This is a genomic window from Pseudomonas sp. MC6 (genome assembly GCF_054790575.1).
The window spans coordinates 6,088,396-6,112,581 of the sequence record NZ_CP186504.1; the positions used below are offsets into that span (position 1 = coordinate 6,088,396).

Annotated in this window: 19 protein-coding genes, 1 tRNA gene and 3 pseudogenes; 12 read left to right on the top strand and 11 right to left on the bottom strand. The window is 60.2% G+C overall.

The genetic code is table 11. The features are described 5' to 3' along the window. Positions 1 to 238 precede the first annotated feature (238 nt). Entirely contained in the window at positions 239 to 1,552 is a 1,314-nt protein-coding gene (locus tag ACOYXE_RS27395) for an MFS transporter (protein ID WP_160059420.1), read from the top strand. A 39-nt stretch (positions 1,553 to 1,591) separates the two neighbouring features. On the opposite strand, the gene ACOYXE_RS27400 is transcribed toward ACOYXE_RS27395, so the two are convergent. Continuing rightward, the gene (locus ACOYXE_RS27400) at positions 1,592 to 2,962 is read right to left on the bottom strand and encodes a GntT/GntP/DsdX family permease (RefSeq protein WP_160059419.1); all 1,371 of its coding nucleotides are present in this window, start codon (positions 2,960 to 2,962) and stop codon (positions 1,592 to 1,594) included. Between the two features lie 328 nt (positions 2,963 to 3,290). Between ACOYXE_RS27400 and ACOYXE_RS27405 the strand changes: the two are divergent. From ACOYXE_RS27405 to ACOYXE_RS27420, 4 genes and pseudogenes are all read left to right on the top strand, one after another. Beyond that, a pseudogene (locus tag ACOYXE_RS27405) lies at positions 3,291 to 3,929 on the top strand (PAS domain-containing protein); the annotation flags it as partial. Between the two features lie 150 nt (positions 3,930 to 4,079). Further along, positions 4,080 to 4,517 (top strand): annotated as a pseudogene (locus ACOYXE_RS27410) (methyl-accepting chemotaxis protein); the annotation flags it as partial. A 121-nt stretch (positions 4,518 to 4,638) separates the two neighbouring features. Then, on the top strand, positions 4,639 to 5,238 hold the full coding sequence (locus ACOYXE_RS27415; RefSeq protein ID WP_460926978.1) for a flavin reductase family protein: 600 nt from the start codon (positions 4,639 to 4,641) through the stop codon (positions 5,236 to 5,238). A 77-nt stretch (positions 5,239 to 5,315) separates the two neighbouring features. After that, positions 5,316 to 5,948 carry a LysE family translocator gene (locus tag ACOYXE_RS27420; protein ID WP_460926979.1) on the top strand — a complete coding sequence of 211 codons (633 nt, stop codon included), beginning with the start codon at positions 5,316 to 5,318 and terminating at the stop codon, positions 5,946 to 5,948. 23 nt (positions 5,949 to 5,971) lie between these two features. On the opposite strand, the pseudogene ACOYXE_RS27425 reads toward ACOYXE_RS27420, so the two are convergent. The 3 genes and pseudogenes from ACOYXE_RS27425 to ggt form a co-directional block, all read right to left on the bottom strand. After that, positions 5,972 to 6,124 (bottom strand): annotated as a pseudogene (locus ACOYXE_RS27425) (transcriptional regulator); the annotation flags it as partial. Positions 6,125 to 6,250: 126 nt separating this feature from the next. Further along, the gene (locus tag ACOYXE_RS27430) at positions 6,251 to 6,619 is read right to left on the bottom strand and encodes a DUF6124 family protein (protein ID WP_460926981.1); all 369 of its coding nucleotides are present in this window, start codon (positions 6,617 to 6,619) and stop codon (positions 6,251 to 6,253) included. Positions 6,620 to 7,015: 396 nt separating this feature from the next. Continuing rightward, positions 7,016 to 8,848: a gamma-glutamyltransferase gene (gene ggt / locus ACOYXE_RS27435; RefSeq protein WP_160059415.1), complete on the bottom strand. Its 1,833-nt coding sequence runs from the start codon at positions 8,846 to 8,848 to the stop codon at positions 7,016 to 7,018. Positions 8,849 to 9,115: 267 nt separating this feature from the next. Here ggt and ACOYXE_RS27440 point away from each other — a divergent pair, with 267 nt between their 5' ends. Both ACOYXE_RS27440 and ACOYXE_RS27445 read left to right on the top strand, forming a co-directional pair. Next, positions 9,116 to 10,216 carry a DUF2817 domain-containing protein gene (locus tag ACOYXE_RS27440; protein ID WP_460926983.1) on the top strand — a complete coding sequence of 367 codons (1,101 nt, stop codon included), beginning with the start codon at positions 9,116 to 9,118 and terminating at the stop codon, positions 10,214 to 10,216. 190 nt (positions 10,217 to 10,406) lie between these two features. Then, on the top strand, positions 10,407 to 10,805 hold the full coding sequence (locus ACOYXE_RS27445; protein WP_238785170.1) for a helix-turn-helix domain-containing protein: 399 nt from the start codon (positions 10,407 to 10,409) through the stop codon (positions 10,803 to 10,805). A 68-nt stretch (positions 10,806 to 10,873) separates the two neighbouring features. Here ACOYXE_RS27445 and ACOYXE_RS27450 read toward each other — a convergent pair. Both ACOYXE_RS27450 and ACOYXE_RS27455 read right to left on the bottom strand, forming a co-directional pair. Next, positions 10,874 to 10,950, bottom strand: a tRNA-Met gene (locus ACOYXE_RS27450). 115 nt (positions 10,951 to 11,065) lie between these two features. Beyond that, complete coding sequence (locus ACOYXE_RS27455; RefSeq protein ID WP_405122871.1) at positions 11,066 to 13,123, bottom strand: methyl-accepting chemotaxis protein; 2,058 nt, start codon at positions 13,121 to 13,123, stop codon at positions 11,066 to 11,068. 421 nt (positions 13,124 to 13,544) lie between these two features. Between ACOYXE_RS27455 and ACOYXE_RS27460 the strand changes: the two genes are divergently transcribed. Continuing rightward, positions 13,545 to 14,762 carry an MFS transporter gene (locus ACOYXE_RS27460; RefSeq protein WP_160059412.1) on the top strand — a complete coding sequence of 406 codons (1,218 nt, stop codon included), beginning with the start codon at positions 13,545 to 13,547 and terminating at the stop codon, positions 14,760 to 14,762. 46 nt (positions 14,763 to 14,808) lie between these two features. Here the strand turns inward: ACOYXE_RS27460 and bufA1 are convergent, their stop codons facing one another. The 5 genes from bufA1 to ACOYXE_RS27485 all read right to left on the bottom strand — a co-directional run bounded on the left by bufA1 (position 14,809) and on the right by ACOYXE_RS27485 (position 20,489). Next, complete coding sequence (gene bufA1, locus ACOYXE_RS27465) at positions 14,809 to 16,212, bottom strand: BufA1 family periplasmic bufferin-type metallophore (protein WP_160059411.1); 1,404 nt, start codon at positions 16,210 to 16,212, stop codon at positions 14,809 to 14,811. A gap of 14 nt (positions 16,213 to 16,226) precedes the next feature. After that, a complete protein-coding gene (locus tag ACOYXE_RS27470; protein ID WP_405122872.1) occupies positions 16,227 to 17,216 on the bottom strand; it encodes a LysR family transcriptional regulator in 990 nt (329 codons plus the stop codon). A 171-nt stretch (positions 17,217 to 17,387) separates the two neighbouring features. Next, positions 17,388 to 18,035 (bottom strand): 3-isopropylmalate dehydratase small subunit, encoded by a 648-nt coding sequence (gene leuD / locus ACOYXE_RS27475; protein ID WP_460926987.1) that lies wholly within the window; start codon positions 18,033 to 18,035, stop codon positions 17,388 to 17,390. Positions 18,036 to 18,048: 13 nt separating this feature from the next. Then, a complete protein-coding gene (gene leuC / locus ACOYXE_RS27480; protein WP_405122874.1) occupies positions 18,049 to 19,482 on the bottom strand; it encodes a 3-isopropylmalate dehydratase large subunit in 1,434 nt (477 codons plus the stop codon). A 104-nt stretch (positions 19,483 to 19,586) separates the two neighbouring features. Continuing rightward, positions 19,587 to 20,489: a LysR family transcriptional regulator gene (locus ACOYXE_RS27485; protein WP_160059407.1), complete on the bottom strand. Its 903-nt coding sequence runs from the start codon at positions 20,487 to 20,489 to the stop codon at positions 19,587 to 19,589. A 425-nt stretch (positions 20,490 to 20,914) separates the two neighbouring features. On the opposite strand from ACOYXE_RS27485, the gene ACOYXE_RS27490 reads away from it, so the two are divergent. From ACOYXE_RS27490 to ACOYXE_RS27505, 4 genes are read left to right on the top strand one after another with little or no spacing between them, the layout of a single operon-like run. Next, entirely contained in the window at positions 20,915 to 21,979 is a 1,065-nt protein-coding gene (locus tag ACOYXE_RS27490) for an iron-containing redox enzyme family protein (protein WP_160059406.1), read from the top strand. A gap of 20 nt (positions 21,980 to 21,999) precedes the next feature. Further along, positions 22,000 to 23,274: an aminotransferase class I/II-fold pyridoxal phosphate-dependent enzyme gene (locus ACOYXE_RS27495; RefSeq protein ID WP_160059405.1), complete on the top strand. Its 1,275-nt coding sequence runs from the start codon at positions 22,000 to 22,002 to the stop codon at positions 23,272 to 23,274. After that, positions 23,262 to 23,480, top strand: a complete 219-nt coding sequence (locus ACOYXE_RS27500) for a tautomerase family protein (RefSeq protein WP_160059404.1) — start codon at positions 23,262 to 23,264, stop codon at positions 23,478 to 23,480. The genes ACOYXE_RS27495 and ACOYXE_RS27500 overlap by 13 nt, the downstream gene beginning before the upstream one ends. 55 nt (positions 23,481 to 23,535) lie before the next feature. Then, positions 23,536 to 24,180 carry a glutathione S-transferase family protein gene (locus tag ACOYXE_RS27505; protein ID WP_160059403.1) on the top strand — a complete coding sequence of 215 codons (645 nt, stop codon included), beginning with the start codon at positions 23,536 to 23,538 and terminating at the stop codon, positions 24,178 to 24,180. Positions 24,181 to 24,186 lie beyond the last annotated feature (6 nt).

The following is a 24,186-nucleotide window of genomic DNA, read 5'->3' on the forward strand; positions in this document are numbered from 1 at the left end:
CAACATTGAAGTTGGCTGGGCTGGCGCTTTCGCGAGCAGGCTCGCTCCCACATGGGGTTCACGGCGGTTGGCCGGCGTTGGCGTGGTCCCGCTGGACAGGCTTTAACAGTAATTCAACAGCCGATGCTTTGTGAGCAGGTTTTGCAAAACCGGGACTATGGTCTAACGGGTTGTCCACCAGCCCATTTGCGTAGACCATGGGCGCCTTGGTTTTTTGCCTGTTTCCGAGTTCTTTGCCATGACAGCCCAATCCCCGGCCAAACCTGCGCCGTTCAGCCGTTCCGACTACAAGACCCTCGGTCTTGCGGCCCTTGGCGGCGCGCTGGAAATCTACGATTTCATCATCTTCGTCTTCTTCGCCCTGACCCTCAGCCAGTTGTTCTTTCCACCGGAAATGCCCGAGTGGCTGCGTCTGCTGCAAAGCTTCGGGATTTTCGTCACCGGTTACCTGGCGCGGCCGCTGGGCGGGATCCTGATGGCGCATTTCGCTGACAAACTCGGACGCAAAAAAGTCTTCAGCCTGAGCATCCTGATGATGGCGCTGCCGTGCCTGCTGATCGGGATCATGCCGACCTATGCGCAGATTGGCTACTTCGCGCCGCTGCTGTTGCTGGCGTTGCGCATCCTCCAGGGCGCGGCGGTCGGTGGTGAGGTGCCGAGTGCCTGGGTGTTTGTCGCCGAGCACGCGCCGGCCGGCCATCGTGGTTACGCCCTGGGCTTTTTGCAGGCCGGGCTGACCTTCGGTTACCTGATCGGCGCGTTGACTGCGACGTTTCTCGCACAAGTCTTCACCCCGGCGGAAATCCTCGATTACGCCTGGCGCTACCCGTTCCTGCTCGGTGGCGTGTTTGGCGTGATTGGCGTTTACCTGCGCCGCTGGCTGAGCGAAACCCCGGTGTTCATGGCCATGGAAGCGCAGCGTGAAGCGCGGGTTGAACTGCCGTTGCGCACGGTGCTGCGTGAGCATCGACTGGCCATGTGGCCGGCGATGCTGCTGACCTGTGTGCTGACCTCGGCGGTCGTGGTGTTCGTGGTGATCACCCCGACCATGATGCAGAAAACCTTCGGCATGACCGCCAGCCACACCTTTGCCCTCAGTGCCTTGGGCATCGTGTTTCTCAATATAGGCTGCGTGATTGCCGGATTGCTGGTCGACCGAATTGGCGCGTGGCGCACGGTCATGCTGTATAGCCTTCTACTGCCGTTGGGCATCGGCGTGCTGTATGGCTGTTTGATCATGGGCGGTAACTGGGTAGGCCTGGCTTACGCGGTGGCCGGTCTGGCTTGCGGTGTGGTCGGCGCGGTGCCGTCGGTGATGGTCGGGTTGTTCCCGGCACGTATTCGCGTGTCAGGCATTTCCTTTACCTACAACATTGCCTACGCCGCGTGGGCGAGCATCACACCGCTGCTGCTGATCGGTCTGATGCCGTGGAGTCCATGGATCTGCGTGATGTTCTGCGCGGTGATGGGCATGGTCGGCATCCTCAGTGCGGCGTATTTCGGCGCGCGTATGCCGCGAGTCGGCAGCCAATCCGTGGCGCCTTGTTCCTGAAGGCAAGTTAACCGCCTCAGCGAAAACCCGCCGAGGCCGTCACGTCAACCAGTGCCACCACAGCAACGTTCCCACCAGGCCCACCACCGAGACGATGGTTTGCAGGATCGACCAGACCCAGATGGTCTGTTTCAGCTGCAAGCCAAAGTACTCGCGAACCATCCAGAACCCGGCGTCGTTGACGTGGCAGAAGAACACCGAGCCGGCACCAATCGCCAACGCCACCAATGAACTTTGCGTCGCGGCGAGTCCCGCCATCATCGGCGCCAGAATTCCCGCCGTCGTCGTGGTCGCGACCGTCGCGGAGCCTGTGGCCTGACGCAAGGCCACGGCGATCAGCCAGGCCAGCAACAGGTATGGCATGTGCGCGCCCTCGGCGACTTTGCTGATGGTCTGACTGACGCCGGCGTCCAGCAAGGTCTGCTTCAAGCCGCCGCCGGCACCGATGGTCAGCAACAGCACGGCAATCGGCGCGAGGCTTTTGCGCAGGGTGCCACCGACGTCTTCACGAGGCATGCCGTTGGCCCAACCGAGGCAGATCACCGCCGCCATCACTGCAATGCTCAACGCCACCAACGGTTCGCCGAGGAACTTCAGGCTCAGGGCGACGCTGCTTTCCGGGCTCATCGCGACTTTCGCCAGGGTGCTGCCGAGCATCAGCAGCACCGGCAACAAAATGATCAGCAGCGATATGCCGAAACTCGGCTGGCGCGGCGCTTTCGGCGGCGCACTGAACAAAGCACCAAGCTCTGCCGGCTCATCGACGTGCATGCGTTTCGACAGCCAATTGCCGTACAGCGGCCCGGCCAGTATCACCGCCGGGATGGCGATGCTGAAGCCGAGCAACATGGTCAGCCCGAGGTCGGCATGCAACGCACTGACCGCAATCAGCGGCCCCGGATGCGGCGGCATCAGAGCGTGTAGCGTGGTCATCCCGGCTAGAGCCGGAATGGCGATTTTCAGCAGCGGCTGACCTGAACGGCGAGCCATGACGAAGATGATCGGCACCATCATCACCAGACCCACTTCAAAAAACAGCGGCAGGCCAATCACCATCGCCACCAACGCCATCACCCACGGCAGCGACTTGCCTTTGCCCAGCCCGAGCAAGGTCGAGGCAATGCGGTCGGCGGCGCCGGATTCGGCCATCAGCGCTCCGAGCATCGAACCCAGCGCAATGATGATCCCTGCTTCACCGAGAATCGCCCCGGCGCCTTTGCTGAACGCCTTGGCCACGTCTTCGGGCGGTAAACCGGCGCCGACACCCGCGATGAAAGTGCCAATCAGGATCGAGAGAAAGGGCGGAAGTCTGGTGGCGCTGATCAACACGATGATCGTCGCAATGGCCAGCAGGCAGCAGAGAATCAGGCGGGTATCGTGAACCATCCAGGCAGCGGTCGATAAATCCAAAACGGAACTCCTTATCGGGCGGATAGCTGCAACATGTTGTTGCAATTTATCTTGAGAATACCTGATATGGCCGGGCCAGAGCGCTGGGTTTTGTATCTGGCTTGCGCAGGGCTGAGAGGTCCAATGGCCTGTTGAGATTATTTTTGACTGACCGGTCGCGAGCGCTCTTCAGAAAAGATTTTCAAGGCCGATGGTTAGGCTGCATCCCGCTTTCTACCCTGCCCACCGGTACTTTCCCATGTTCAACAAACGCCTGAAGCAAGAGCTGGCCGCTCTTCGTGAAGAACTCTCCAGCCTCGTGCAGGTGAAGGAAAGCCTGGAAAGCGAGATGCTGGTGCTGAACCTTGAGCCCGACGGGCGCATTCAATCGGTCAACCAGAACTTCCTCACCGAGATGCTCTACAAGAGTCAGGACCTGATCGGTCGGGCGATTGAAGACATCGTCCCGGCGCATGTGAAGACTGACGAATTCCATCACCGCTTCAAAAACGCCATGACCCGCGGCGAGCACTTCGCCGGTGCCGTGCGCCTGCTGCGTGGCAATGGTGAAGAAGCGTGGTTGCGATCGATTGTGCAGCCGGTGCGTTCTTCGGATGGGCGGATCAAGCACATTTCGCTGTTTGCCAGCGACCTGACCCGCACCATCGAAGCCTCGCGTGAACACGAAAACCTGATCGGTGCGTTGGTGCGTTCGACTGCGGTGATCGAGTTCGACCTCAACGGCAATGTGCTCAACGCCAACGATCGCTTCCTCAGCGGCATGGGTTACAGCCTGGCGCAGATCAAGGGCAAACATCACCGCTTGTTCTGCACCCCGGAGGAATACAACAGCGCCGAGTACCAGAACTTCTGGCGGCGTCTGAACAACGGTGAGTTCGTGGCTGACCGCTTCAAGCGTGTCGACAGCCACGGTCGTACGGTGTGGCTGGAGGCGTCCTACAACCCGGTGGTCGATGCCAACAACAAACTGTACAAAGTGGTGAAGTTCGCCACCGTGATCACTGATCAGGTCAACCGCGAACAAGCCGTCGCCGACGCGGCGAGCATTGCCTACAGCACCTCGCAGCAAACCGACAGCACCGCCCAGCGCGGTACCACGGTGGTGACTGAAGCGGTCAACGTAATGCGAGATCTGTCGCGACACATGCAAGCCGCCGGTGAGGGCATCGAAGCACTCAACGAGCAGTCGCAGGTGATCGGCACCATCGTCAAAACCATCAGCGGCATTGCCGAACAGACCAACCTGCTGGCGCTCAACGCTGCCATTGAGGCGGCGCGCGCCGGTGAGCAGGGTCGTGGCTTTGCGGTGGTGGCCGACGAAGTGCGGCAACTGGCTTCGCGCACCAGTCAGGCGACCGAAGAGATTGTCACCGTGGTGCGGCAGAACCAGGAAATGGCGCGCAACGCCGTAGCGCTGATGACCGACGGCAAGCTTCAGGCTGAACAGGGGCTGGCGCTGGCGGCAGAGGCGGGCACGGTGATTGTCGAGATTCAGGACGGTGCGCAGAAAGTCGTGAATGCCGTCGGACAATTCGCCAATCAACTCTCCAACTGACCTGCACACAACCCCTGTAGGAGCTGTCGAGTGAAACGCCGCAGCTCCTACAAAGTTTTCACCTGCCTGTATTTCGATGCTGGCGCTACAATCTGCTCCTTTTCCCCCGGAGCAGACTCCCATGAGCGATTCCCACCGCCGCCCGGTGCCCCTGAACAAAGCCTACCGTTTGCTCAACCACGGGCCGACCGTGCTGGTCAGCGCCGCCCACGACGGTCAGCGCAACATCATGGCCGCCGCCTGGGCCATGCCGCTGGATTTCGAGCCGCCGAAAGTCGCCGTCGTCCTCGACAAATCCACCTGGACCCGCCAGTTGCTCGAAGCGTCCGGCACCTTCGTGCTCAACGTCCCGTGCGTCAATCAGGCTGATATCGTGCAAACCGTCGGCAATACCTCGGGCCTGGACATCACCCAAACCCAAGGGCAAGACAAGTTTCAGGCGTACGGCTTGCAGACGTTTGCCGGCGAACAAGTCCAAGCCCCTCTGCTCGACGGCTGCGTCGCCTGGCTGGAATGCCGTTTGCTCCCGGAGCCGCGCAACCATGAGCAATACGACCTGTTCCTCGCCGAAGTCATCGCTGCCCACGCCGATGAACGCGTGTTCAGCGACGGGCGCTGGCATTTCGAAGGGCATGACGGTTTGCGCACCTTGCACCACGTGGCAGGCGGGCATTTTCTGAAGATTGGTGATGCGGTGGATGGCAAGACGTTAGCGGTCTAAATGACGGCTGATGGCAAAACATTGCAGGATGTTGCAAGGTAGAGGGCATCGTCGAACCCAATCAGGCGCATACCCCCATGGATCTTTCCCTTTCGAGTTATCTGGCGCCGTTGCTGTCGTTGGCCCTGTTGTGGACAGTCGCGGTGGTCACCCCCGGCCCGAACTTCTTCAACATCGCGCAACTGGCGGTCAGCCGTTCCCGCCGCCACGGTGTCATCGCGGCGCTCGGCGTGGCCAGCGGAACCGTGTTGTGGGGGCTGGCGGGTGGCCTGGGCATTCAGTCGCTGTTCAGTGCCGCGCCGACGCTGTACCTGAGCTTCAAGATTGCCGGTGGCTGCTACCTGATCTACCTCGGGCTCAAGCAGTTCAAGCGCAAGGCGCCGATCGTCGCGGGCACGCTCGATACCTCCGAGCAAACGTTGCTCGGCGCTTACGGGCGGGGATTTCTGGGCAACATGACCAACCCCAAGTCAGCACTGTTCGTCGCCACCATCTTCGCCACCGCCATGCCGGCTCACATCCCGCCGCTGTTGCTGGCGCTGGCGGTGATGACCATGGCGACGCTGTCGTTCAGCTGGTATTGCTGCGTGGCGCTGTTCTTCGCCAGTCGGCGGATTGCCGGTGTGTATGAGCGTTCGCGACAATGGCTGGATCGCTTCGCGGGCGGTTGCTATCTGCTGTTCGGTGCGCATCTGGTGGCTAATCGCTGAGCCATAGATCTTGGATGTGAAAGCTGTTTGGCCTCGTAGGCTTCGATAAGGCTGATCATGATGTCGAAGTGATCCCCTTCAGCAGTGCCCGGTACTGGCTCGTTGTCGAAAAGTGCAGACACGTTTTTGAGCGCCGCACGATAGTCGTCTTCGTTATGAATTGGGCGTACTTTCATGGATTACTCCACTTCAAAGGAGTCCGCCTAATAGGGCAAAAAGGGACGCCAGGTTTATTCCGGGCAACGCCAGGAAATAAGAATCCGATGCCTGCACGGCATCGGATTTTTTATGCATTGCGAAAACTACGTAACCGGCTGAACGTTATCCAGCGCCTGATTCACCGCCAGCTCACTCAGCATGACGATTTGCGCGATACCCAGCGCGGTCTTGCGGTGCGCGATATCCAGCACGGCGGCGAAATTGTTGAGCATCTCGGTGACCGAACCCAATGACTCACTGGCATTGGCCAGCAGCGATTCGGTGTCGTAAACCGGGTTGGCGAGGTACATGGGTTCAGCGACGCGGGCGGACGCCATGATGTGAATGGTCGGTTTGAGGTAGTGGTCGAGCGCGCGGTCGGCCGCTTCGTTGAGTTTTTTGCTGTCGATGATTGCGTACGGGGATGTTGGGTCGGTGTCTGTTTCTGGGGGATTGGGTGTTGGTTTTTTCATGGTGTTCTCCGATCAGGATTGGAGCTGGCCGATTCGGTTTCCGAACGAATAGGTGGCAGCTGTGCGCAGGTTGGAAACCCGGGGAACGGAGAACCCGGTTGACCCTAAGGTCTCCCGCGCACAGCCGCCATAACGGAGTGCACACCATGAAGGTGCGCAAGGATACGTTATGAAAGGCGCTTGTGCGCTCGGTTCTACTCGGGGTTTCCAATCCCGGTCACTGAATTGGCAGCGACGAGTACAGGCTAGAGAGCTGACGTCCGACGGACAACCTGAAAACCTTGTGGGACGGTTCTCTGTTTACCTCGCAGCTTTTAAACATCCCGATTTGAAATACGCAGTGTGCTAAGCAAAAGGCCTACCTCACGGTAAGCCTTTTCTCTTTGCGTCCTAGCCTCAATCCCCCAACGCTTCCCCCTCACGCCGTGGATCCGCGCCACCCTCCAACGACGCTTTCTCCTGCGCATCCTTGACCCGCACGATGGCCTGGGTGCCGCTGGTCATGTCGATTTCGTTCACGGCATGCCCTTTGTCCTTCAGTGCCTGAATCAGCGCCGGGCTGAACTGGCCTTGTTCCAGTTCGGTCGGGCCATTGCGGCTGCCGAAGTTGGGCAGGCTGATGGCGCTTTGCGGGTCGAGGTTCCAGTCGAGCAGGCCGACGGTGGTTTTCGCCACGTATTCGATGATTTGCGAACCGCCGGGTGAGCCGACCGTGGCGACGAATTCGCCGCTGTTTCGATCGAAGATCAGCGTTGGCGCCATCGACGAGCGTGGGCGTTTGCCGGGCTCGACGCGGTTGGCGACTTTCTGGCCGTTTTCTTCGGGGATGAACGAGAAGTCGGTCATCTGGTTGTTGAGCAAGAAGCCCTGAACCATCAGGTGCGAACCGAACGCGGCTTCGATGGTGGTGGTCATCGACACGGCGCCGCCGAGGTCATCCACCGCGACCACTTGCGAGGTGGAGATGCGCAGCGGCGAGCGGTCCGGGGCGTAGGCCACTTGTACGCCCGGTGGCGTGCCCGGTTTGGCGCTGCCCATGCTGCGCTCGCCGATCAGGCTGGCGCGGCTGGCGAGATAACCCGGGTCGACCAGGCCTTTGACCGGCACCGGCACAAAGTCGGTATCAGCGACGTATTGCGCGCGGTCGGCGTAGGCCAAACGTTCGGCTTCGGCAATCAAATGCACTGCCAGTGGCACCGGTTCGATGCCCGCCGGTGTGTCGGTTTTTACTGGTTTGAGCGGTGTCACGGAAAGGCGTGGATCGCGGGTTTCCAGTGCCTGCAATGTGCCGAGAATCTGCGCCACGGCGATCCCGCCCGACGACGGTGGTGGCATGCCGCAGACCTGCCAGCGTTTGTAATCGGTGCACAGCGGCGCGCGTTCCTTGGCCTGATAGCGCTGCAGATCGTTCATCGACAGGCTGCCGGGGTTGGCGTGGCCCTGCACCTTGGCGACGATTTCTTCGGCGATCGGGCCTTTGTACAGCGCGTCCGCGCCTTCGCTGGCGATGCGTTTGAGCACCGCAGCCAGCGCCGGATTTTGCAGACGTGTGCCGACGGCTTTGACGCTGCCATCGGCATTGAGGAAGTACTTCGCCATATCAGGCGACTTGCGGATAACAGGGTCGGATTCCAGCAGCGAATGCAAACGTTGGGATATCGCAAAGCCTTGCTCGGACAGTTTGATCGCCGGTGCAAACAGCTTCGCCCATGGCAGGCGACCGTGTTGTTTGTGTGCCATCTCCAGCGCGCGCAACACGCCCGGCGTGCCGACCGAACGACCGCCAATCTGCGCCTGCGGGAACGACATCGGCTGGCCATCAGCACGCAAGAACAGCTTATCGGTCGCCTCGGCCGGTGCGGTTTCGCGACCGTCATACGTGCGCACCTGTTTGCCGTCCCACAACACGATCATCGCGCCGCCGCCGATCCCGGAAGACTGCGGCTCAACCAGGGTCAGCACTGCTTGCATCGCAATCGCCGCATCAATCGCCGAACCGCCCTGACGCAGCATCTCGCGCCCGGCCTCAGCAGCCAAGGGATTGGCTGCGGCGGCCATGTGTTTGCTGGCGTGACGGGTTTGTAGATCGGTGCGGAAACCGGAAGCAGCTTCCGGTGCCAGCGGCAGGGTCGAAGAGGGCGGGGCGTTGCACGCGGTGAGGGTCAGGGCGCTGATGATCAGTGTCAGGGCTGGCAGGCGAAAGCGGCTCAAGGGCAAGGCTGAAAACACGCGGGCTCTCCGTCCGTGGGATAAAAGTCTTCGGGACTTTATCGACCGCTCGGTCGCGACGCAAACCGATGGGCATTTTTGTCTTTCTTTTCGGGGCGGATGTTCGCTAGGGTCAAGCTCAAATTTATGGAGCACCAACATCCCCTGTAGGAGTGAGCCTGCTCGCGATAGCGTCATTACGGCCAACATCAGTGTTGACTGAACCACCGCTATTGCGAGCAGGCTCACTCCTACAGGTAAAGGCATAAAAATCACAAGAGGCCACGCATGCACAGCGAGTTCCCCACCGAATCCAGCTACCGCGATCAACGCGAACAGTTCATCACTGCCGCCACTGCCGCCGGCGCCACGCTCACCTCCTACGCACATCCAAGTTGCGGCCCTTTTGGCGAACCGCTGAGCACAGACGTCGCCGTGCTCGGCGATTCACAGGCCAAACGCCGACTGGTAGCGCTCAGCGGCACTCACGGCGTCGAGGGCTATTACGGCTCGGATTGTCAGATCGATTGGCTGAAAACCTTCGAACCGGGTTCGCTGCCCAAGGATGTTGCGGTGGTCATGGTTCACCTGATCAACCCATGGGGCACGGCGTGGTGGCGCCGGGTCAACGAAGACAACATCGACCTCAACCGCAACCACCTCGATTTTACCGGGCCGCTGCCGGATAACCGCGCGTACGCCGCACTGCATGAAATCTACGCCTGCACTGATCTGAATGGCGCCGAGCGTCAGCGTGCCGACGCCTTGCTCGATGCGCAGATCAAAGAGCACGGCTGGCCAGCGGTGATGTCGATTGTCGAGGGCGGTCAACACAGCCATCCCGACGGCCTGTTTTACGGCGGCCGCGCGCCGAGTTGGTCGAATCGCACGTTGCATCAAATCATCGAAGCGCACCTGGCCGGCGCTGAAACCGTGATGTGTTTCGATCTGCACACCGGCGCTGGTGAATACGGTCATCCGATGTTGCTGACTATCACCCAGGCGCCTTACCCGGCACTCGCGCAGGCCCAGGCAATTTATGGCCCATGGCTTTACACGCTGCACACGGGCGCCGACACCTTGAGCGAAACCGGAGTGGCAGCGACGGCTACCGGGTACACCTCGCAGGCGTTGCTCAATGCCTTGCCGGACGTGCAGTTGATGCCGTTCGTGATCGAGTGCGGAACGTATCCGGGGCCGGATGTGCATCGGCGTTTGCGCGATGACCATTGGTTGCATTTGCATGGCGATCCGCTGGATGCGACGGGGCGGGGGATCAAAGTGAATCTGCTCGAGCAGTTCTATCCGGCTGATCCGGATTGGCGGGCGATGGTCGGTTTGCGCACGCGGCAAATCTGGGCGAAAGGGTTGGTGGCGTTGGCTTGCTGAAAAGGCATTTCGCGCCTGTAGTACCTCGCCGCAACTTGGCGGTTGCTCCACATTTCTCCTACAGATTTTTCAGGTCGACAACTTACGCGCCCTTACCTGAGGATGGTTTCTATCGTTTTTTCCAGGATGGATTTCAGATGAAAGGGATAAGTCCGTTGCCATTCAACTCTATTTTCAGTCGGCCATTGTCATGAGTGTTTCCAATGAGGATCGCGATTTTCTGGTGGCGATGGGCAGTCGCATTGTTCACTTACGCACAGTTCACGAGATCACACAGACTCGGTTTGCACGGGCTTTAGGTCTTTCCCGGCAGACCTTTCAGGGTTACGAGGAGGGCACGCGCAGCATGCCGGTCACGACGCTGGTGAAGATGGCATTTGCGCTGCGCGTGCCTGTTGAAGACCTGCTCGGGGTTCCCTCGTACACCGAGACGCCCAGGCGCAGCTTGACCTCGACGTGGTATCGACGGTTGCAGTCCATCAATGAGCTTTCGAAGGTCCAACAGAAGGTCATTGCGCAGATGCTTGATGCACTGATCGCACAGGCAGCAACCAAAGCGAGCGACGAAGAGAAGGATGTTTTGAAGTAACCGATTACCGAGACTTTTCTCGAGGCATAAAAAAACGGCCTACCTTTCGGTAAGCCGTTTTTAGTACTTGGTGGCTACACAGGGACTTGAACCCCGGACCCCAGCATTATGAATGCTATGCTCTAACCAACTGAGCTATGTAGCCAAGTGGCGCGCATTATTCCCCTGAAATGGAAAAGCGTCAAGCGTAAATTTAAAATATTTCTTCTTATTTTCAACCGCTTATCCTCCAGCCCGGAAAATCCGGGCCGGGCAGGGCTTCAACGCAGCTGAAATCTTGCAGTATTGGCGCTCAAGGCATGGCTGCCCTGACTCAGGGTGTCCGCCGCGAGGTTCACCGCCCGCGCGCCTTCGAGCAAACGCACGGCCGCCTGATCTACCTGCTGGATATTGCCGCTGACTTCGTCGGCGGTACTCGCTTGCTCCTCAACCGCTGTGGCGATCTGCGCCAACGTGTCGGTGACGCTCTGCACGGCGCTGGCGATTTCTCCTAAACGCTCACCGAGACCAGTGACCGAATCGGCATCGGTTTGCGCCTGACCACACGCCGCTTCCATCAAACTCACGGCTTCGTTGACCGTCGCGCGCAGGCTGTCGACGGTGCCGGCGATCTGCGCGGTGGACGACTGCGTGCGTTGCGACAGACTGCGCACTTCGTCGGCCACCACAGCGAAACCGCGACCTTGTTCGCCAGCTCGCGCGGCTTCAATGGCCGCGTTGAGCGCGAGCAGATTGGTCTGTTCGGCGACGCCGCGAATGGTGTCGACGACCAATTGAATCTGCTGGCCTTGCTCGCTGACCCGGCCCAGCGCTGCAGCGGTGTCGTTCAAGCGTTGATTGAGCTGCTGAATACTCGCCGTGGTGCGCTGGCTGTCACGGCTGCTGTCGGCCGCGATGCGCCGGGTGTGCTGTGCGCTGCCGGAGGCCTGTTCGCAACTTTGCGCCACGCCTTGCGAGGTCGCGGCCAGTTGCGTGGCAGCTGCGGCGATCTGGCTGATCTGCAACTGCTGTGCTTCGACTTCACTGAGAGCGCCGCTGGAGTGTTCGTTGAGGCTGCGCACCGCGTTGCTCAGTTGCGAGGTCTCGTGATCGACACCGAGCATGCTGCTGCGCAGTTGCACTACGGCAACGTTGAGCGCGGTGCTGATCGCGGCCAGCTCATCGCGCCCCTCCACCGGCACTTGCAGACTGAGGTTGCCGTCACGCAGGGCTTCGGCGAGCAGGGTGATGCCGCTGGCGCTGCGACGGATAGAGGCTTGCAGGCAGACAAACAGGTACAGCGCCGCGAGCAGCAGGCAGCCGAAGATCGCCGCGACGATGATGAACTGACGGATCGCCGAGCCGTGATAGGCGTCGAGTCGCTGATCCAGCGATACCAATGACTGTTGGCGCAGGGCGGCGAGATCGGTCAGCAAAGCGTCGAGGCTGCGTTCGAAATCTTCCGGTTTGAGGTTGATGCTGCCGCCGAACACGCCGTCATCCAGCACCTTCAGGCCGCTGTCGAGGTGTTTGAGGCTGTCGTGATATTGGCTGGCCCAGCTCTGCTGATCCTTCGGCAGGCGTGCTTCGAGCAGCGTGGCGGTTTTCACCAGTTGCTCGCGGGCATCGCCGATGCGGCTGCGCAGGTCGCGCAATTGCAGACGGCTTTGCAGGGTGAATTGGCCGGAGACCACCGAGGCCTGCCCGACCGCAGCGAGGCGGCCGACCCGTTCGATCAGGTCCGGTGCGTGTTGCGTGGAAATTTGCGTCAACAGGTAGGTTTCCAGCCACGGCGCGAGGGTCAGGCGATTGTCCATGACTATCTGCTCGCGCAACGCTTGCAGGGCGCTGAGGGCGTTGGTGAAGCGGTCGTAACCGTCCGGCCACCAGCCGACGCTGCTCAGACTTTTCGAATCCAGACCATTGAGCGCGGTTTGCAGCGCCTGATAGCGGGTGAGGGTTTCGCCTTCGGCGCCTTCGTTTTTCAGCGCGTTGCCCAAGTCCGTGGTGGCTTGCAGAACCGCCGGTTGCACCGCGTCAAACGCGCCCATGGCGGCGAGGGTGGCCGGCGTCGGTTGGCGATTGGTTTCGGTGGCGCGCCAGCGGGCGGCGCGGTCGCGTTGGGCGGCGAGCAGGTTGTCCAGCGCATCCAGCGCGAGCAACTGGCGTACGCCGGCGCGTTCGCCGGAAATCAGATTGAGCTTGTCGCGATAGTCCTGGCCGATCATCAACAGGCTGCCGGCCAACGGCAGAATGAACAGCAGAAACAACAACTGGAATTTACCTGCGAAGCCAAACCGCCCCAGCAATTTGATCCCCGGTGAAAGGAAAGCCTGCATGCCCCATGACTCCTCTGGACACCACGCACCATCGGCGTGCATCGCGCTCGTTTCGATCGCGACCTGTGCCCTGCTAAAAGGCCTCGAAAGTTCACTCTCGCCCGCTCTGTAGGCCGGCTCTGTAGCGAAACTTCCCATTGTCGGTGCCCTTTGTAAGGGCGCCGCGTTCAAGGCAAGTAGCAAGGCAAGATTCAGACCATGGCGTTGCGCTATCACCTATCCCTTGTAGGAGCTGCCGAAGGCTGCGATCTTTTGATCTGTGTTTTTAACGGCAAGATCAAAAGATCGCAGCCTGCGGCAGTTCCTACATGATTCGGTCAGGTCAGTTAGTTAGCTGGCTAAGGGGATGGCGCTTGCGCACCGAAAAATGGCACATTGACGCACCTGCCTGTGTGCACCCATCTGCTGTCCGGAAACTTTCATGGCTATCAGCAACGTTCAGACCGCCGCTGCCTCGGCGCCCGCTGTTCCGCAAAGCAGTCCTTTGGTGATGCGTATCATCGGCGCGGTGGCGCTGGCGCATTTGATCAACGACCTGATTCAGTCAGTGTTGCCCTCGATCTACCCGATGCTCAAGGCCAATTACGGCCTTACCTTTACTCAGGTCGGCCTGATCACTTTGACCTTTCAACTGACCGCCTCGCTGTTGCAACCTTGGGTCGGTTATCACACCGATCGGCATCCGAAGCCGTGGCTGTTGCCGGCGGGTTCGATCTGCACGCTGATCGGCATCGTGATGATGTCGATGGTTGGCAGTTTTCCGTTGATTTTGCTGGCGGCGGCGCTGATTGGTATCGGCTCTTCGACGTTTCACCCTGAGGCCTCGCGGATTGCGCGACTGGCCTCCGGTGGACGCTTTGGCCTGGCGCAATCGACCTTCCAGGTTGGCGGTAACGCCGGTTCCGCGTTCGGTCCGTTGCTGGCGGCGGCGATCATCATTCCGTTCGGTCAGGCCAATGTGGCGTGGTTCGGTCTGTTCGCGGTGTTTGCACTGTTCGTGCTGTACCGCATCAGTCGCTGGTACGCCCATCACCTCAATCTGTTCAAGCTCAAGGCTGGCCAAGCGGCGACTCACGGGCTGTCGAAGGGCCGGGTGATCAGTGCTTTGGTGGTGCTGGGGCTGTTGGTGTTCTCCAAGTATTTCTACATGGCCAGCCTCACGAGCTATTTCACGTTCTACCTGATCGAGAAGTTCGACCTGTCGGTGGCCAGTTCGCAGTTGCACCTGTTCCTGTTTCTCGGTGCGGTAGCAGCGGGGACGTTCTTCGGCGGGCCGATCGGCGACAAGATCGGGCGTAAGGCGGTGATCTGGTTCTCGATCCTCGGCGTGGCGCCGTTCACGCTGCTGATGCCCCACGTTGATCTGTTCTGGACCAGTGTTCTTAGCGTGGTGATCGGCTTCATTCTGGCTTCGGCGTTCTCGGCGATTGTGGTGTACGCGCAAGAACTGGTGCCGGGCAATGTCGGGATGATTGCCGGGGTGTTTTTTGGTCTGATGTTTGGTTTTGGCGGAATTGGCGCGGCGTTGCTCGGGCATCTGGCGGATATTCACGGGATTGAGTACGTGTATTTCCTGTGCTCGTTCCTGCCGTTGTTTGGCGTGTTGGCGATCTTCCTGCCGCGCACCCAAAAAGCCTGAAGCACCGACAGGAGCGGGCAATCCGCTCCTGTCGACTGCCGTCACTCTAAAGTTCGCGCACCACTCTGAAGCCAATGTTGCTGGTGCGGCCCTCGACCTTGTAACCCGCTCGGCTGGCCGAGCGGATGAAGGCGGGAATATTGCCCCACGCGCCACCGCGAATGACCCGTTGACCGCACTGCGCGTCCTGCCAGGCACTGCCATCCTCGGGCGCACCGGTGTAGTCGTGGTGCCAGCAGTCAGCGGTCCATTGCCAGACGTTGCCGAGCATGTCGTACAGGCCAAAGCCGTTGGCGGCGAAGCTGGCCGTGGGGGCGGTGTTCAGCCAGGCGTCCTGGCCCGATACAAATCCCCCGCAGCGGATCTGTGCCGGACAATCGTCGGGACCGTAATTGGCGTGATCACGTCTGGCCGCTTCCCCCCACCAGCGCGCCGTGCTCGTCCCTGCACGGGCGGCGTATTCCCATTGTGCTTCGCTGGGCAGGCTATAGCGATGGCCAGTCTTGGCGCTAAGCCATTGCAGGTAGGCGCGGGCATCCCCCGGGCTGACGTTGATGACCGGCCGATTGCCGCGGCCCCAGCCTTCATCACTGGGCGTGTAGCCTGCGCAGCCACCGTCATCCACGCAGGCCTGCCATTGATCGAAGGTGACGCTGGTGACCCCCATGGCGAACGCCTTGGGGATGTTCACCGGATGTTGCTGTTCATTGCCGAAACGCTGTTCCTCGGAGGCGGGTGAACCCATGGTGAAGTCTCCGGCCGGGATCGGCACCAGAGGCGGACAAGCCCTGTCGCAATCGCTGAACGGCTCGCCGATCACCCGATCGTTCTCGCGTAGTCGGGTTTGCAGGGCTTCGGTTCTGAGGCGATTGGCTTCGGTGAGCGGGGGGCGTGTCGCCAGATAGTAGGACAGCTCGGTAATGTCCTTATCCGACAATGATTTCGCCGCCACCGCCATGACCGAAGAAGGCCGTGAGCCGTCGCGAAAGGCCTGTAACTGGCCATCGAGATAATCGGCGAATTGCCCGGTCAGTTTCGGGTAAGCACTGTTTTGCGAGTTACCCTGCGGGCCATGGCAAGCGACACAGGCTGGAATGGTACGGGCCGGATCGCCTCGGGCGTACAAGGCCGCGCCGGCCTGCAGATCCGTGGACGGGGCGATGGTGGCCGTGTGTGCCGAGCAGGCCTGGGGCTGTGCATGCGGCACACCGCCCAGTTGCGTGCAGGTGCCTTTGGGCACCATGGTCCATTCGCCAGGGTCATTGTCGACACTGCTCATGCCTGAGCAGGAGTGGAAGCAACTGGTATCGGCACAATCGTTATGGCCGGCTTTGGCCACGCCGTAACAGACTTCGGTGGCGGCAGAATCGGCGGCGTCCGCCCTTTCGCTCACGCCTGCGGCATTGAGGGAGGCCAGGGCAGTGGCAACCAAAAGATCTTTCAGGTTCATCAAATCACCCGGGCTCAGGAAACACGCAGCAGTGAAGGACGGTCTTGCGGCTTGCGCTCGCCGGCGTGGGCCATCCACAGGGTGCCCGTTTGCGCTTTGCTGGCATGGGTCAGGTGGCCGAACAACTTGCTGGCCGCCGGTGACAGCAGCCGTGGATTGCGCACCACCACCATCAGATTGCGGGTGGCCCAGGGTTCGTGCAGATCCAGCGACACCAGATTCTTCGGTGGCCCAAGGCTGGTGAACACCTGATACGGAATCAGGCCGACGCCCACACCGGCCTGCACCATGCGGCAGAGCACTTCAAAGCTTGGCACTTGGGTCTGAATGTTCAGCGGTTTGCCGGCGGCGAGGGAGGCCTGCAGAGTGTGTTGGCTGATCCAGTCATTGCCATGCAGGCCAATGTGGTGATTGTCCAGGGACTCTTCGAAGCTGATGCGTCCGCGTGTGGCGAGCGGGTGCTTGTCATGCACGACCATGACCAGCCGATCCTGTCGGTAGGGCTCGCTGTACAACCCGTGAGCGCTGCCGTTGTCGGCGAAAACACCAATGTCGGCGCTGCCATTCTCCACGGACTGCAAGACATTCAGGCTCGATTCTTCGGTAAGGTCGACGCAGATATTCTTGTGCGTCTTGAGAAACTGGCTGACGTCGTCCGGCACGAATTGCGCGATGGAGGAGGGGTTGGCCGCCACCCGCACACAGTCCTGCGCCTGGCGGGCGTGCTCGAGCAGTTGCAGGTGAATGCGTTGCACTCCTTGCAACATTTGCCGCGCGTGGTCGAGCAGGGTCTCGCCGGCGGCGGTGAGCGTCATGCCTTTGGATTCACGGATAAACAGGGGCAGGCCAATGGCTTGCTCAAGGCCGAGCAGTCTTTTGCTGGCTGCGGAGATAGCGATGGATTCTCGACGGGCGCCGCGGGTCAGATTGCCTTCCTCACTGATCGACAGCAGCAGCTTCAGCGTGGTCAGGTCCAAATGATGCAACAAACTGATCGGATACATGTACTCACTCCGTTAAACCTCGGCGGCCCTGGACAGGGCAACCGGCATCCATTCCAGCCCCGCAGGCAATCGGCGATATCACGCGCCGGTGCTATGGGGCATCGATTCCGCAGGGATTGTGTCGAAGGTACGGTGACAGTCCCGTGCGGCAACGCGGTCAGCGGATGGCGCTTACAAAGTGTTCAGCAGCCAGGGAAAACGCTTTAGATGAGTCTGCTCGAACGCCTGAATACGTGCTTCACGTTGCAGGGTCAGGGCGATGTCGTCCTGGCCATTGAGCAGGCAGGCCTTGCGGAAGGGATCGATGTCGAAAGGGATATCCAGCGAGTGCTGGTCGTCGCGGATCCGTTGCGCTTCAAGATCAACGGTCAACTGCAGCGGTGTGGCGCCGGTGGCAGCGTCGAACAGGCGGTCTACTTGCGCTTCGCTGAGGACGATCGGGAGCATGCCGTTCTTGAAGCTGTTGTGAAAGAAGATGTCGGCAAAGCTGGGCGCGATCATGATCCGGAATCCGTATTGCTCCAACGCCCACGGGGCATGCTCGCGTGACGATCCGCAGCCGAAGTTGGCGCGAGTCAGCAGAATCGAACCGCCCGCGTACTGCGGCTGATTGAGCACGAAATCCGGGTTCAATGGCCGCTGTGCGCAGTCCTGGCCCGGCTCGCCGAGGTCCAGGTAACGCCATTCGTCAAACAGGTTCTGACCGAACCCGGTGCGCCGGATGGACTTGAGAAATTGCTTGGGAATGATTGCGTCGGTGTCGACGTTCACTCGATCGAGGGGAACGACCAAGCCTCGATGTTGGGTTAATGGCTTCACGGTAACGTCCTTATTATGGTGATGGATTCTGCAGGGTGCGGATGTCGATAAAGCGTCCAGCGATCGCGGCGGCTGCGGCCATCGCCGGGCTGACCAGATGCGTGCGCCCACCGGCACCCTGGCGTCCTTCGAAGTTGCGATTGGAAGTAGAAGCGCAGCGCTCGCCGACACTCAGGCGATCGTCGTTCATGGCCATGCACATCGAGCAGCCGGGCTCGCGCCACTGGAAGCCGGCATTGATGAACACCTGATCCAGACCTTCGAGTTCGGCCTGGCTTTTCACCAGACCAGAGCCCGGCACCACCATGGCCAGTTTGATGTTGTGCGCCAGCGAATGACCCCGTACGACGTCGGCGGCGGCGCGCAGATCCTCGATGCGGGAGTTGGTGCAGGAGCCGATGAAGACCTTGTCGATGACGATATCGTTGATCGCCGTTCCGGCTTGCAGGCCCATGTAGGCCAAGGCTTTGCGCATGCCGTCACGTTTGACCGGATCGGCCTCCTGGGCGGGGTCGGGAATCGAGCCGCCAATGGGCGCGACCATTTCCGGCGACGTGCCCCAGGTCACTTGCGGCTCGATGGTGCTGGCGTCCAGATTGACCACGACGTCGAAGTGCGCCTCGGCATCGGAGTGCAGCGTGTGCCAGTACTCGACAGCCTGATCCCACTGCTCACCCACCGGAGCCAAGGGACGTCCCTTGACGTAGTTGAGCGTCGTCTCGTCGAAGGCGATCAGCCCTGCACGTGCCCCGGCTTCGATGGACATGTTGCAGATGGTCATGCGGCCTTCCATCGACAGCGCGGCAATGGTCGAGCCGGCGTATTCGATGGCGCATCCGGTGCCACCGGCGGTACCGATCTTGCCGATGATCGCCAGGACAATGTCCTTGGCCGTCACGCCGGGCGGAAGTTCACCATCGACCTGGACTTTCATCGACTTCATCTTTTTCGTCAGCAAAGTCTGGGTGACCAGCACATGTTCGACTTCGGATGTGCCGATGCCGTGCGCCAGGCAGGCGAAGGCGCCGTGGGTCGAGGTGTGCGAGTCGCCGCAGACCACCGTCATGCCTGGCAGCGTCGCGCCTTGCTCCGGGCCGATGACGTGCTCGATGCCTTGGCGCGGATCGTTCATGCCGAAGTACGTGAAGCCGTAGGTCTGGGCGTTGGCGTCAAGGGTTTGCACCTGCATGCGCGAGAACGGGTCGCGAATCTTGCCGCCGGCACGATCACTGGTGGGCACGTTGTGGTCGGCCACGGCGAGATTGGAGGCCACTCGCCAAGGCTTGCGCTGGCTGAGCTTCAGGCCCTCGAAGGCTTGCGGACTGGAGACTTCGTTGATCAGGTGACGGTCGATGTAGAGCAGCGTCGTACCGTCGGCATCGGTGTCAACGGCATGGGCGTCCCAGATCTTTTCGTACAGAGTCCTGGGGCGGGCAGTGATGGTCATGGCAGCGGTCCCGGTGGAAGTGTTTCCAAATATTACTTCGTCGATCCACTTCCAGACGTGACATGTCGAGATGGCTACCGTGCCGATTGGCGAGCGTCAGCACCTCAGTGCTTGTTGGTCAGATAGTTGACCAGCGCCGCCGCCGTGGCGGTCAGGCGATCGCGGTGGCGGAACACCACCACCAGTTTGCGCGTCGACCACGGCTCCACGATCGGGATGACCCGCAGGTCGAGGGCATTCACATTCAGCTCCGCGACCAATTGCGGGACCACCGCCACACCCAGTTTGACGTGGACCATGCGGCACAGCACGTCGAGGCTGCGGACGCGGATCTTGACGTCGAGTTCTCCGCCAATGTCCCGCGCGCGCTGGGCGAGCAAGGTCATCAGCGAGGTTTCTTCACCCAGCCCGACGAAACTTTCATTGACGATGTCGGCAAACGTCACCGCGTTGGCTTCGGCCAGCGGATGGCCGAGCGGCACCACCAACACCAGACGATCGGTGCGATAGGGCAAGTGTTCCAGTTCGCCGGTGCCGTAGTTGGCATTGCAGATACCGACTTCGGCGCTGCCTTCGCTGACGCTGCGAATCACGTGCGCGCTGTTGTGTTCGTCGACGAGGATTTCGACGTCCGGAAACAGCCGTTTGAAGGCGGCCAGGTCTTCAGGCAGAAACTGCACGATTGCTGACAGGTTGGCGGCAATCTGCACGCTGCCCTTGGCACCGGAGGTGAATTGCGAGAGTTCGGCGTTGAGACTTTCCAGGCTGGCGATCATGGCCTTGGCGTGGCGAATGATCATCTCGCCCACCGGCGTAACGGAAATACCCCGCGATTCGCGATGGATGATCGGCAGCCCGACGATCGCTTCGATTTCCGTGATACGACGGCTGACGGCGGAAGGGGTGATGCACTCGCGCTCGGCGGCCCGGGCGATGTTCTTCTCTTGGCACACTGTCACGAACAGACGCAAGGAAGTGAAGTCCAGCTTTCTGACTAAGTGATTCATGACAATCCCTTGGGTACGACAGACTTTTAACTATCTCCATACCGCGACAATAAGAATCGTTATTGTTTATGCCGCCCGAAAAAGCAACTGGCGGGCGCTCGCGGCTTTCTTCTTTGGTATTACGAATACACGGTTTTGCACGGTATTAGAAGTGCGCCGTGACGACCCGTTCATCCATGAGCGGGAAAAAAAGCCGCTGCCCGCGACATGAACAGAACGACATTTTGCGCCTTCGTTCTCGATAAGTTGAAAGCGTTCGAAAATTCGAGAATTGATTTTAGAACAACCTGAATGGACTATAGAACGCAACTGAATAGCAACCTACTGAATGGCTCTAAGTGCAACTGATACGGTGTGCTTAGTGTGAGTTGGTCTGGCTGTTATTTGCGGATGAAAGTCAGGCTTTTCGTCAAAAGGAGTATTTGATGCAAACTCAAGATTTCAATTTGATTTCATTTATCAGCGACTACTGCAGCCAGGGGGCGAGTGGCGTTCAGCCGTATGCGCTTAATAATGAATTGCGTCAGCGTGTCCTCGACGAATGCCTGCGCCTCAAGCGTCTGGCCGCCTCTGGCCAAGCGCAGGCCCGCGAAGAACTGCATCGAGTGCTGGCCGTCATTTATGACTACCGGTTTTCCGTTCCGGCCATGGAAACAGTAGAGGTCGATGTCTCTTGTGTATTTGCAGATATCACCACATTGCTTGAGCCGGCTATCCTGCAAAAAGAAATAGATGGTATTCCTGCCGATATATTCGATGTCATGCCCACCGGTGGCGCTGCATTCGTTACTTGGTTCAAACAATTGATTTCGCAACATCCGGCGGGCGCGCATCCGTTCTTTCAAAACTATCTTCGCGATCAGGCGAGTGTCGAAGGGTTCAGAACTTTCCTGGCTCAGGAAACCACACTTGATCCGCGCTTCGACGACATCCTCGCCCTGATGCAAGTGGGCACGGTCGGCGCCGAGAAAATGGAGATCGCCAAGAACTATTTCGATGAAATGGGTAACGGCGATGAGCGTGAAGTCCACACACTGTTATTCAGCAAAGCCTTGAAAGCGCTGGAGGTCGATGCACGCTACATCGAACAGTCATTGCTGCCTGAAGCGCGAGTGTGCGGCAATCTTTCGGCGTGCCTGGCGCTGAGCCCGCGGCATCACTACAAAGCCATCGGCTATTTCGGCGTGACCGAATATCTCGCGCCCCGGCGCTTCAAGAAACTGGTCGCCGGCTGGCGGCGCCTGGGCCTGCCGGAATTCGGTCTGGCCTATCACGACCTGCATATCCGCATTGACGCCATCCATGGCAAAGGTTGGTTCGACAACGTCATCGAACCCGCGGTCGAGCACGATCCTCGCGTGATCAAGGAAATCGTGTATGGCGCCCTTATCCGCCTCAATTCCTCCAACACGTTCCTCGATGCATTGCTCGGGCATCTGCAGCGCCAGGATCGAATCCTTCAACCGCAGAACGTGCGTTCGATTGCCTGAACCGGCCGAGGATGGCGTCCATGGTTACCCTGAATAACTACAAGCGCTCAGACGACGCGGCGGCCTCGGCGTTCGAACACGTGGCGGCATTCGATCTGGATCACATTGCCGGTTCGCAATTGGTCGGCGTTGCACGTGAAGCGTTTCGCTTGGGCGATGTGGATTTTCTCTGCTTCGGCGAAAGCGATCACCCGAGTCCTGTCAGCGCCCAAGTGGCGCTCAAGCAGGCGATTGACGCCGGGTTGACGCGTTACCCGGACATTCGCGGGATGCCGGTTTTGCGTCAGGGCCTGGCGGATTATCTGAGTGATCTCTACCAGACCGATGTCGATGAAAGCCGGATTGCCGTGACCGCGTCGGGCATGGCTGCCATCAACGTTGCCTTTGCCGCGTTGCTGCGCGAGGGCGACAGCGCGGTGTTGATCTCTCCTGCCTGGCCCAACCCGGGCAATCTTGCCGCGCTGAAAGGTGTCAACGTCCGGGAGGTGGCGCTGGACGCGGGAGAACACGGTTTCACGCTCGACCTGCACGCGCTGGAAGTTGCGTTGCCCGGCGCGCGGGTGCTGTTTCTCAACTCACCGAACAACCCCACCGGCTGGACGGCCAGTCGCGAGCAGATGCAAGCGATCCTGACGCTGTGTCGGCGTTACGGGGTGTGGATCATCAGTGACGAAGTGTATTCACGTCTGACTTACGACGGCAGTCGCTCAGCCCCTTCGATGCTCGAATTCGCCACTGACCAGGATCGCCTCGTGGTGTGCAACAGCTTCAGTAAGGCCTGGGCCATGACCGGTTATCGCGTCGGCTGGCTGGTGGTGCCCACCGGGCAGCGGGAAAAGCTCGGTGAACTGATCGAGCTGACCCATTCCGGTGTCGCGCCGTTCGTACAGATGGCGGCACTGGCGGCGTTGCAGGACAGCGTTTTTGTCGACAGCTTTCGCGACTACTGCCGCACCGGTCGGGAGATCGTCTGCAGCGCTCTGGCCGATGTACCGGGCGTGACGTGTCATGTTCCCGACGCGGCGTTGTACGCGTTCATTCGGCTGGAAGGTGTGACCGACAGCCTTGCGCTGGCCATGGCGCTGGTGCAACGACATGGCGTCGCCATTGCGCCTGGCAGTGCCTTCGGTTCGGCTGGCGAAGGCTTTATCCGTATCTGCTTCGCCCAGAAACCCGAATTGCTGCGCCGCGCAATGACGCGGCTGGCGCGAGGTCTTGAGGCGCAATTGAGCCTTTGCAGCACCACCCCGGACATCCAGCCCACTGCCATGAGGAGCGCCGCATGCCTTACGTAAATATCAAGATCACCGATGAGGGTGTGACCCGCGAGCAGAAGCGCGAATTGATCGCGCAAGTCACTGAAGTATTGGAGCGCGTACTGCAGAAGAACCCCCGCAGTACCACGGTGGTGATCGACGAAATCAATGTCGACAACTGGGGCATGGCCGGGCTGCAAGTGCCCGAGTACCGGGAAATGTTCATGAAGAAGCCGGCCGAGTAGGGCCGTTGACACCAGCAATGCCAATCAACCAATAAAATTGAACGAGGGATCAGTCATGTTGACAGTTTGGGGCAGAGAGCGCGGTTTGTGTGTCAAAAAGGTGCTGTGGTGCCTGGAAGACCTGAAGCTGGATTTCGAACGCATTGATGCCGGTCGCCAGTACGGTCGCACCAACGACGAGGAGTACCTGCGGCTCAATCGCAACGGTCTGGTGCCGACGCTGATCGATGACGAGTTTGTGCTCTGGGAGTCCAACGCGATCATGCGTTATCTGGCGCTGCGCTATGGTCCGGCCAGCCTGTATCCGTCCGAGCCGAAGCTGCATGCCGATTGCAACCGCTGGCTGGACTGGTCGGTGGGCGCACTGTGGCCAGACATCGTGCCATTGTTCACCTCATTGATCCGCACGGCGCCGGACCGTCGCGACATGACCTCCGTGCGCACCCAGTCAGCGCGCCTGGCGAAGAATTGGGCCATTGCCGATGAGTACCTGGCGGGCAAGCAGTACATCACGGGCGACTACTTCACCATCGCCGACATCGCTTTGGGCGTCCTCGCGCAAACCTACGAAACCTTCGAGCTCGACAACAAACCGGTGACGCCGCATCTGGATGCCTGGTACCAGCGCATCAGCCAGCGCCCGGGCTTCAAGCGCTTTGCCGTGCTGCCACCGGAGCCGGATCCGACTGAGCACAACTGAGTCAGC